The following is a 9,762-nucleotide window of genomic DNA, read 5'->3' as shown; positions in this document are numbered from 1 at the left end:
CACTGACCGTGGGCAACGGCGTGGAGGACGGGGTGAACGTCGGGCCGATGGTCGAGGCCAAGGCGAGGGACGCCATGGAAGGGTTCGTCACCGACGCCATCGAGCGCGGGGCGAAGGTCGTGGTCGGGGGGAAGCGGGTGGAGGGTCCGGGCTACTTCTTCGAGCCCACTCTGCTCACCGACGTCCCCCGTGATGCGAGGGCGGTGACCGAGGAGATCTTCGGCCCCGTGGCCCCGGTGGTGACGTTCAAGGACGAGGACGAGGCCGTGGAGTTGGCCAATGCCACCGAGTATGGTTTGGCCTCCTACGTGTTCACCGAGAACATCTCCCGCGGGCTGCGCATCGGGGACCGGATCGAGTTCGGCCTGATGGGCCTCAATGTCGGGGTGATCTCCAACGCCGCGGCTCCCTTCGGCGGGGTCAAGCAGTCCGGCCTCGGCCGGGAGGGCGGAGCCGAAGGCCTGGCCGAGTACACCACCACCCAGTACATCGGCGTGGAGAACCCCTGGGCCGACCTCCCCCACCCCGGCACCGGCACCCCCGCCTGACAAGCGCGCAAGAGCCGTCAGGCCTGGCACACCAGGTCTTACGGCTCGCGCTGCCGCAGTAATTGAAGTGGACTGTGGACAGCGGGTGCAGGAGCGGCTGGACGTACCCGGTCATGAGGTTGGTCGCAGGCGACTTACTGCGGTTCTGTTAGTCGGGGCCTTAGCCCGGCGGGTGGAGGCCCCGGCTAACACGTTTCACCGCCATTGCTGCGGCTGCTTCTTCTCAACGGCAACATCAGCCTTATCGACGGTTCAGTGCCAGCATTTCTGCTGACGCGCTTGTCACGCCGGCCGAGCCGCGCAACTGCTGCCAGTTGGCCTGCCAGCGACCCTGCTTGTCGCCGGCTGACTCATAGTGGGTGGCCTGCATTCGTAGATCGCCTGGGCTGCGGAAATCAGGGCCGCTCCTTCGCCGAAGCAGTGTCCATACCTCGTCATCGACACCACGACTCACACCAAGGAGCACATCTGATGTATCGCACCGCTGTCGTCGGCGCCGGCTTCGCAGGCCTCGCCGCCGCCTACCGCCTACAGTCTGCAGGCCATGAGGTAACCCTCTTGGAAGCCCGTGACCGGGTGGGCGGACGCGTCTGGTCCTCCGAGCTTCCCACATGTAGCGGCGCCCGCATCATTGAGCGGGGTGCCGAGTTCGTGCTACCTGACTACTACCGGATGCGCGAGCTCGTCGAGGAGCTAGGCCTTCGCCTCGTGAAAACCGGAATGAGTTACTACGTCCGTGAGCCGGGTGATGCACCTGGCATCACCGCGGCCGACATCACTGCAGCCGGCGCCACAGCCGCCCGTATTCTTGCGGCGTCGCCGGCGGGCACGACTGCCGAGGACGTTCTCCGGCAGATCGAGGCAGATCCGCTGCTCGTGGACGCGTTGCGCTGCCGTATTGAGATTTCCACCGCCGTGGACGCTGCGGATGTGACCGCGTCCACGCTGAACCACGTTGCGTCCTTCACGCCCCAGCCGAGCTCCCGCTTGGCTGGTGGAAACCAGTCCCTCGCCAAGGCCCTCGCTGAGCGGCTCGGGAGCGCCCTCCGGCTTCGGATGCCCGTGAGCCGTGTCGTCGCGCTACCGGAAGGTGGTGCCGCGGTTACTACGGCGGAAGGCCCCGAACGGTATGACGCGGTCATCATCGCGCTGCCCCTCGGTGTGCTCCGCCAGGGTGGCGCGGTCGATTCGCCGACCTCTGAGTCCCGTGAGCGGGCACTGCGCGGTGTGGTGCAGGGGCACGCCGTGAAGCTGCACGCACCGTTACGCAGCGTCCCGCCGACCTCCGCAATAATGTCGGTCACGGGACGGTACTGGACGTGGACGGCCATCGACGCCTCGGGCGAGGTGGCCCCTGTACTTAACAGCTTCATGGGTTCCGAAGCCGCGATCGCCCGCGCTGATGTCGCCAACGACCCAGCCGATTGGCTGCGCGGCGTGCGAGACTTCCGCCCGGATCTCGACATCGCGGATGAGGCGCTGGCGACTGTGTGGTCGAGCGACCCATTTGCCCTGGGAGCGTACAGCGCTCACGCCCCCACTTTCACTCCTGCGGACGCGGCGGCGCTCGAGGATCCGATCGGTGACGTGCACTTCGCAGGTGAGTACACCGAGGCCGTCTACACCGGGCTCATGGAGGGCGCGTTGCGCAGCGGGGAGCGGGCCGCGGACCGCGTGCACGCCACGCTCGGGATCACGACGGAGGTGGCGCGATGAGGATGAGTGCGCCAGGGCGCATCGCGCTCAACGAGGTCCGCTGGCCCAACCTGGAGCCCGTTGCTGCCAACCGCCTCAGCGACGGTGCCCCAGCGACGGCGACGATTGTTACCGCCGAGCCTGACACCACACAGACCGGCCTTTGGCACGTGACCCCCGCATGAGAACGCCCAAGAGCCGTGAGACCTGACGTGCCAGGTCTCATGGCTCTGCGCAGGAAACATCCCCATGCCTCTCGTCCCTAAGGGCCGTGCGCCGTTGTGTGTGATGGCTAATCGAAAGGAAACGCCATGAAAGACGTCGTCATCGTAGGTGCCGGTTTGGCCGGTCTGTCCGCGGCCTGGCGCTTGCGGCACTGGGACACCCTGGTGCTGGAGTCCGAGCACCGCGTCGGGGGGCGGATCCGCTCCGAGCGCCGAGGGGAGTACTGGTTGAACTGGGGAGGCCACGTCTTCGCCGGCCCCGGGTCCTCCACCGATGCCCTGCTGACCGAAACCGGTGTGGCGGCGGTGGAGATCCCCGGGTCCCTGCAGGGGCTGTCCATGAACGGGAAGTTCATCCGCAAGGGACACATCGCCACCTACCCGTTGCGCATCCCGATGTCTTTGTCCTCCCGCCTCGACACGGTGCGGGCCGGGGCGAAGGTCGTCAGCGGCGTGGCCAAGTACACCGGTGTGGTGCGCAAGCGCCCGGGCGAATCCGGGGCCATGCGCCAGCAGCGGATCTACGACTTCGAGAACGACCGGTCCTTCCTCGACTACATCGGCAACCTCTCGCAGGACGCCGCCGCCTTGTTCAAGACCACCGTCACCCGCTCTGGCGGTGACATGGACGAGATCTCGGCCGGGGCCGGCATCGGCTACTTCAGCCTCGTGCTGGGCATCGGTCAGGGGCTCAACCGTGGGATCGTCGGCGGCCCGTCCACGCTGACCGGAGCGGTCGCCGCCGCCCTGGGGGAGCGCATCGAGCTCGGCGCCGCGGTGCAGGAGGTCGTGCACCGGAAGGACTCCGTCCTCGTCCGCTACCGCCAGGACGATGCCGACCATGAGGTCGAGGCCCGCACCGTCGTACTGGCGACCACCGCCGATGTCTCGCACCGCATCGGCGTGGACCTCCCGGAGGAGCTGCGCGGTGCGCTGGCCCGGATCAAGTACGGCCCGCACGTGACCACGGCCTTCCTGACCGACGAGACCGAAGCCAAGCCCTGGGACGACATCTACGCCATCGCCGCCCCGAAACGCTCCTTCGCGATCGCTTTGAACCAGGCCAGCATCGTCCGCGGCACCGAATCCGTGCGCCGGCCCGGCGGCAGCTTCATGACCTTCTCCCCAGCCATCCTGGGCCGGGCGCTGCTGGAAAAGACCGAAGAGGAAGTCATCCAGACCCACCTCGCCGATCTGGACCAGGTGCTCGGTCACGGCTTCGCCGACAGCGTCGTCGAAGCCCAGACGGACCGGTGGGCCAACGCCACGCCCTACAGCTTCCCCGGCCGGGCGAAGCTGCAGTCCACGCTCATGCGAGGCGCCGACCGGGTGTTCCTGGCCGGCGACTACCTCGGGACCCTCTACACCGAAAGCTCCATCACCACCGGGTTCTCGGCCGCCCAGGAGGCCACCAGCCTGCTGGCCACCGAGCAGCAGACCCGCCGCCACCACCTCGCGCCCACAGCCAAGGACTGATGCACGAAAGGGACTGCCGCACGAATAGGTGACGTTGATGATGGAAGCGTCTTCATCACCGGCGCGTGTGACTCTGCAGGTGACTGACAGCCAGCAACGCTTGTCTTCCAGTTGATCCGCCCGCGGGCCGGTGATGAAGACGCTGTCCGATGCATGTCGGCCAGTGGCGAGCATGACTTCATACGAGCCTGGTGAGCCCCGTCAACGTCTTGTCTGCCCGGCCCATGGCCGACGTGCCCACTGGTGAAGAAGGCACGGTGCCATCATGACGACATCCACCACCGCAGTCATCGACTCCCCATCTGAGCTCGACGTTGTCGCTGGCGTGGACACGCACGCCGACACCCATTACGTCGCGGTTCTGAGTGCTACCGGCGTCCGGCTGGGAGATCTGCAGGTCCCCGCGAGAACGCAAGGCTATGAACAGCTGTTGGCCTTCATCCGGTCCTTCGGCAGCACGCGGCTGGTCGGTATCGAGGGCAGCAGTTCCTACGGCGCCGGTCTGGCCCGGTACCTCATGAGCCAAGGGGTCGAGATCCGCGAGGTCGTCCGGCCTCGACGGGCCCAACGCCGGCACGGGAAGTCCGATCCGCTCGACGCCTACGCCGCTGCTGCGCAGGCTCTGGCCGAACCGGAGGCCCTGCCGATGGCCAAGACCGGGGCGGGGGTCATCGAGCAGATCCGTGTGCTGCTGGGTGTGCGGCGTAGCGCGATCAAGGCCCGGGTCGCGGTGATCCGCCAGATCAAGTCCATGCTGATTACCGCGCCCGAGGCGATCAGGAGCCGCTGGGAGGGGCTGAACGAGCGCTGCCTGGTCGAGTCATTGGCCGCCACCCGACCGGGGCGGGCCACCGACTCGGTGACCACGGCGACCGGTCACGCCCTACGGCGACTGGCACGCCGGCACCAGTACCTCACCGTGGAGATCACCGAGCTCGAGGACGAACTGAGAATCCTCGTCGGCCGTGCAGCGCCGGCGATGATCGCGACCAAGGGATACGGGGTGATCACCACCGCGACTCTTCTGGTCACCGCCGGGGCCAACCCCGAGCGGCTGCGATCGCAAGGCTCCTTCGCCGCGCTGTGCGGAGCGTCACCGATTCCGGCGTCGTCGGGGAAAACGAACCGGCACCGCCTCAACCGCGGCGGGGACCGGCAAGCGAACTGGGCTCTGCACCAGATCGCCCTGGTGCGCCTGTCCAACGAGGAACGCACGAGGAGTTATGCGGGGCGACTGCGTGCCAACGGGAAATCGAAGAAGGACGTCCTGCGGTGCCTCAAACGCGCGATCGCTCGTGAGGCGTTCCACCTCATCGTCCACCCCGAACCCCTGCCTGCGACCGAGGATCTTCGAGACCTCCGGCACCAGCGAGGAGCCACCCTGGCCCAGGCCGCGATGAGCATCGGAGCAGAACCAACCCGGCTGAGCGAACTCGAACGCGGCAAACGCCCCAACGCGGCACTGGCCACCGCTTACCGGGCCTGGCTCACCACCGCTTGACACGCATAGGAGCATCACCTGATCCAGCTCGTCCGTGGGACGGCCGGGAAGGACGTTGCTGTGCCCGCTCCCTGTCCCCAAGAGTTCCGTGGCGACGTGGTGCGCGTGGCCCGGACCCGCGAAGACGGTATGACCCTGGCGCAGACCGCCGAGGACCTCGGCACCCACGAGATGACCCTGTCGAAGTGAATGCGCCAGGCCGACGTCGAGAACCGTGAGCTGAAGAAGCGGATCCGCCTGCTCGAGCAGGAGAACGAGGTCCTGCGACGGGCCGCGGCCTACCTGTCGCAGGCGAACCTGCCGGGAAAAGGCACAACCGGCTCGTGAGCGAGCTCGCCGCCGACGGGGTTCCCCGGGTTCTTGCGCTCTGCCTGGGGGCTTCAAGTGTCAAAGGCGTCCAAGACGATGACTGGGGAGGCCATGAAAAGCTGATGTGCCGTCAGGGGGTCAACTTCGCGCTGGTTGGACCCCACCACGTTGTTTGCGGTTTGGTCGCCGCCAAGTGGGTTACGCCGCGAGGTCAGCGACTCTTCGTCGCTGACCTCGCGGCAATGGGGAGCGGGCATTGGTTGCCAGCGCAGTTGGCGTCTTGGCTGCCGGTCAGGTGGTGCGGACGATGAGTACCGAACACGGAGCGTGAGTTGCAACCCTGCTCGGCACAGAGCCGAGGAGGAATCGCTTGATCCCAGCCATGCCTTTGTTGCCGACCACGACGATGTCGGCTTGGCGTTCCTCGGCGACCCTGATGATGGCGTCAGCCGGGTCACCTTCCTGGGCGATAGTCTCCACGGAGACGTCGGTCTCACCGAGCGAGTCCACGGCTTCGGCGAGGACCGTCTCGGCCTCGGCCCGGTGGGCGGAGCGCCAGTGCTTCGGTGCGGGCATGTTGTGCGCTTGTCCCCCCAGTTTCGTGTCGACGCCGTTGAGGAACGCCGTGAGGATCAGCAGCCTGGCGCTCAGCTTCGCGGCGAGGTCGGCTGCTTCGGACACAGCAATGGTGGCTGTCTCGGACCCATCGGTGCCGACGAGAATCAGCTCAGTCATGGGAAGCCTTTCGTGAGTTGCGGGAGCGTGACGTCAGTGGTGGGCGCGTCGAACCTTGGCATCAGCGTTGAGGTCTTCCCAGAAGGTGGCGTGCTTGATGCCCAGCTTGGTGGGGTCGAACACCGGGTCGAGACCGGCATTGCGCTGCTGGTCGTAGTCCTTGAGCGTCTTGATGGCGATCCCGGACACGAAGATCAACGCGGTGAAGTTGAGCAGGCCCAGTGCGCCGTAGCCGATGTCGGCGGTCGCCCACACCAGGCCGGCGTCCGAGATCGTGCTGTAGAAGGTCACGGCGAGGATGGCGACTTCGAGGATCCGCACGAGGACGGGATTGCGGTGCCCGACGAGGTAGGCCAGGTTGGCCTCGGCGATGAAGTAGAAGGCGACGATCGTGGTGAGCGCGAACAATGCGATCGCGATGGCGATGAACGGTCCACCCGCAGGCTCCCACACCGTCTCGACGGCTGCCTGGGTGAAGTTGGGGCCGGCGGCCACACCGGGCAGGTTGGTCGTGATCTCGGTGCCGTCCGTGGTGACCACGTTGTACCTGCCGGTCACCACGAGCATCAGTCCGGTGGCCATGCAGATCGTCAAGGTGTCGATGTAGATGGAGAACGCCTGCACCAGCCCCTGCTTGGCCGGGTGGGACACATCGGCGGCACCGGCGGCGTAGGTTCCCTCACCCACGCCGGCGACGTTGGAGAACAGGGCTCGGCGCACGCCCCAGGCAATCGCCGCTCCGATGATTCCACCGTAGACGGAGTCAGCTCCGAAGGCGCTGCTGAAGATCAGGACGATGGCTGCGGGCACCTGGGTGATGTTGAGGATCAGCACGAGCACCGTCATGAGGAGGTAGCCCGCGGCCATGAGGGGGACGGCGACATTGACGAACTTGAGGATGCGCTGGCGCCCACCCCAGATGATGAGGCCGAGGGTGGCGGTGATGACGAGCCCCGTCACCCAGGTCGGCACACCCAGCCCGAACTCCGCGGCGACACCGATGTTGGTGGCCTGCACGCCCGGGGCCAGCAGGGTGTAGAGGATGAGCGCGATCACGGCGGCGATCATGCCGAGCCAGCGCTTCTGGGTGATCTTTTCCAGATAGTAGGGGACACCGCCCTGCAGCTCACCGTCGATCCGCTGCTTGTAGATCTGTGCGAGGGTCGACTCGACGAAGGCGGTTGCACCGCCGAAGAAGGCCATCACTCCCATCCAGAAGAGCGCCCCGGGCCCGCCGAAGCCGATGGCGGTGGCGACGCCGGCGATGTTGCCGACACCGACGCGGTTGCCGATCGTCAGCGACAGCGCCTGGAACGGCGTCAGGCCGCCCTCGTGCTCTTTGCCGTCGCCCTTGAGCTGGCGAATCATGTCCTTGAACAGCCGGATCTGGAGGAAGCGGGTGCGCACCGTCAGGTACACCCCGATCGGCATGGCCATGAAGAGCATGATCAGCCACAGCCTGTCGCCGATTGCGTAAATCTGGTCAACCATCGTTGACTCCTCGGAGAGTGATTGAGCGGGAATTCGATGTGTGGACGATGGCTCGCGGCACAGGCCGTGGGCTGGTGGAGCGATCCTGACCTCCGAGGAGGTGTGAGTCCAATGAAAAATCGGCAAGGCGTCCTGGTCACCGGGTGCTGCCGGATGGCCGGCCACTCCTCCGTGGAAGGCGATGAGCGGGAAGTGCGGTCCAGGGCTGGGCCGAGGCTCAGAAGGGCAGTGGATGCGCAGCGACCGACGATCCGGCAGGTGTGTCTTGCATCACCAGAATCGACTGTAATTTGTGATCACAGATCAAGCAAGGGATATGTGTTAAAGGATGGTTACTGTTGAGCGGCCCACGACGGGGGCCTGTCCTGCGTGCAACCCCTGGCGGTGGCCTCTTCCAGTCGCAGGGGCGGGGGCGACATCGGCTGCGGCCTGATCCGCTGGCTCAGCATGGTCGGCATCCTGCTCGTGCTGCCGATCGTGTGCAGCATCCTCAACGACGACGACTGTCGGCGAGCGCTCGGCATCGACCCTCGCTGCGACCTTCATCGTGCTGCGACCTTTGTGCCGACCTGCAGGGTGCGGAGGGCATCAAGGGGCGCGAACTCCTGGGAGGAGCTGGATTCGGCCACCCAGACGGGCCCTGTCGCTGTGGTCGGCGCGAAGGACGACCAGCGAGGGCCTCCGTCCTGCCACTCGAGGCCGTGGGGACAAGCCGCCGTGGGGTGGGTCCTAGAATGAGCCCCATGGCGTTGAACAAACTTGAGCCCAGCGTCCTGGTGGCGGATCAGGTTTTCGAGGCCATCCACGACGGGATCATGAACGGGGATCTGCCCGCCGGTCACCGACTGTTGATCCGTGATCTCGCCGCCGAACTGGGCACCAGCGTCATGCCGGTGCGCGAGGCCATCAGGCGGCTCGAAGAAGCAGGCCTGGCCGAGAAGGCGCCCTACAAGGGGGCCGTGGTCAAACGGCTCACTGCGGAAGAACTGCTGCACGTCTACGACGTGCGCCGGCTGCTCGAGGTGGAGGCGGTGCGATTGGGGGCGGCCTGCGTGTCCCCGAGCGCGGTGGACCAGATGCGCGAGCAGTACCGAGCCATGCGCCAAGCGCTCGACGAGCAGCGCGTGGCCGATCTCCTGGACCACGACGAGCAACTGCTGAGCATCCTGTACACGGCCTCCGGCAACCCCGTTCTGCTGGAGATGATCCGCACCCTGTGGCGACGCTGCCGGCCCTACAAGATCGTCGGAGCACGCAACACCTTGGACTCCGGCGACCCATCCGTGCTCTCGATGTTCCAGGAGCAGCTGATCGACGCGGCTGCGAACCATGATGTCGCAGCGGCCGCACGGATCAACAACGAGTCGTTGCTCAGTGCTACCGATCGCATCCGTCAGGCCCTGCCCAGCAAGGCGTCTGTGCTCTAGGGAGACGTCGAGGACCATGAGGGGCCGCACCGGGAGATCGTCTCTCGGCGCGGCCCCTCGTCGTTGCCGGTGGAGCCGCCCCTGCCCCCTCGTGTCCAGGCTTTTCGGGTGGCACCGGTGCATCCGGGATTTCAGAAGCTCGTGTCGCCTCTTGTGTGATGTGTGATCACATTCTATGGTTGTAGGAGATCCACACCACATCTTCTGGATGACGGTCCCACAGCTGCGTGGCGGCCCTGGACAGCGCTCTTCCCGGCCATCCCCGTTCCGACGCACGGCCGACGGCAGGAACGGTCACCGGGAACCGTCTCGGTCCCCGGATCGCCAGCACTGATCACACCCCATGGCTCCTCGAC

The 9,762-nt window shown here is 66.4% G+C and carries 9 protein-coding genes; 7 read left to right on the top strand and 2 right to left on the bottom strand.

Annotated elements, in window-relative coordinates; genetic code table 11:
• The 6 genes from RE027_RS13095 to RE027_RS13070 form a co-directional block, all read left to right on the top strand.
• Nucleotides 1–548: aldehyde dehydrogenase family protein (locus RE027_RS13095; RefSeq protein ID WP_368808716.1), on the top strand; the 548-nt coding region annotated here is incomplete at its 5' end.
• A gap of 471 nt (nt 549–1,019) precedes the next feature.
• Nucleotides 1,020–2,264 (top strand): flavin monoamine oxidase family protein, encoded by a 1,245-nt coding sequence (locus tag RE027_RS13090; protein ID WP_368808715.1) that lies wholly within the window; start codon nt 1,020–1,022, stop codon nt 2,262–2,264.
• Nucleotides 2,265–2,554: 290 nt separating this feature from the next.
• Nucleotides 2,555–3,943: a protoporphyrinogen/coproporphyrinogen oxidase gene (locus tag RE027_RS13085; RefSeq protein WP_368808714.1), complete on the top strand. Its 1,389-nt coding sequence runs from the start codon at nt 2,555–2,557 to the stop codon at nt 3,941–3,943.
• 265 nt (nt 3,944–4,208) lie between these two features.
• On the top strand, nt 4,209–5,444 hold the full coding sequence (locus RE027_RS13080; RefSeq protein WP_368808713.1) for an IS110 family RNA-guided transposase: 1,236 nt from the start codon (nt 4,209–4,211) through the stop codon (nt 5,442–5,444).
• Nucleotides 5,445–5,504: 60 nt separating this feature from the next.
• Complete coding sequence (locus RE027_RS13075; protein ID WP_368808712.1) at nt 5,505–5,633, top strand: hypothetical protein; 129 nt, start codon at nt 5,505–5,507, stop codon at nt 5,631–5,633.
• Nucleotides 5,634–5,771, top strand: coding sequence for a hypothetical protein (locus RE027_RS13070; protein WP_368808711.1), 138 nt, complete (start codon nt 5,634–5,636; stop codon nt 5,769–5,771). It begins immediately after the preceding gene.
• 273 nt (nt 5,772–6,044) lie between these two features.
• Here RE027_RS13070 and RE027_RS13065 read toward each other — a convergent pair whose 3' ends face one another.
• The gene (locus RE027_RS13065; RefSeq protein WP_368808710.1) at nt 6,045–6,488 is read right to left on the bottom strand and encodes a universal stress protein; all 444 of its coding nucleotides are present in this window, start codon (nt 6,486–6,488) and stop codon (nt 6,045–6,047) included.
• Between the two features lie 33 nt (nt 6,489–6,521).
• Nucleotides 6,522–7,979, bottom strand: coding sequence for an alanine/glycine:cation symporter family protein (locus RE027_RS13060; protein ID WP_368808709.1), 1,458 nt, complete (start codon nt 7,977–7,979; stop codon nt 6,522–6,524).
• A gap of 743 nt (nt 7,980–8,722) precedes the next feature.
• Between RE027_RS13060 and RE027_RS13055 the strand changes: the two genes are divergently transcribed.
• Nucleotides 8,723–9,406, top strand: coding sequence for a GntR family transcriptional regulator (locus RE027_RS13055; RefSeq protein WP_368808708.1), 684 nt, complete (start codon nt 8,723–8,725; stop codon nt 9,404–9,406).
• Nucleotides 9,407–9,762 lie beyond the last annotated feature (356 nt).

It is taken from the genome of Kocuria sabuli (assembly GCF_040981185.1).
Classification (GTDB): domain Bacteria; phylum Actinomycetota; class Actinomycetes; order Actinomycetales; family Micrococcaceae; genus Kocuria; species Kocuria sabuli.
Note: the sequence above shows the minus strand (reverse complement) of the source record. Positions and strands in the feature narration are given on the sequence as shown.

What these genes read in the sequence shown, in the direction of transcription:
- RE027_RS13090 (WP_368808715.1), top strand. Translation starts at nt 1,020, where the DNA reads ATGTATCGCACCGCTGTCGTCGGCGCCGGCTTCGCAGGCCTCGCCGCC.
- RE027_RS13085 (WP_368808714.1), top strand. Translation starts at nt 2,555, where the DNA reads ATGAAAGACGTCGTCATCGTAGGTGCCGGTTTGGCCGGTCTGTCCGCG.
- RE027_RS13080 (WP_368808713.1), top strand. Translation starts at nt 4,209, where the DNA reads ATGACGACATCCACCACCGCAGTCATCGACTCCCCATCTGAGCTCGAC.
- RE027_RS13070 (WP_368808711.1), top strand. Translation starts at nt 5,634, where the DNA reads ATGCGCCAGGCCGACGTCGAGAACCGTGAGCTGAAGAAGCGGATCCGC.
- RE027_RS13065 (WP_368808710.1), bottom strand. Translation starts at nt 6,488, where the DNA reads ATGACTGAGCTGATTCTCGTCGGCACCGATGGGTCCGAGACAGCCACC.
- RE027_RS13060 (WP_368808709.1), bottom strand. Translation starts at nt 7,979, where the DNA reads ATGGTTGACCAGATTTACGCAATCGGCGACAGGCTGTGGCTGATCATG.
- RE027_RS13055 (WP_368808708.1), top strand. Translation starts at nt 8,723, where the DNA reads ATGGCGTTGAACAAACTTGAGCCCAGCGTCCTGGTGGCGGATCAGGTT.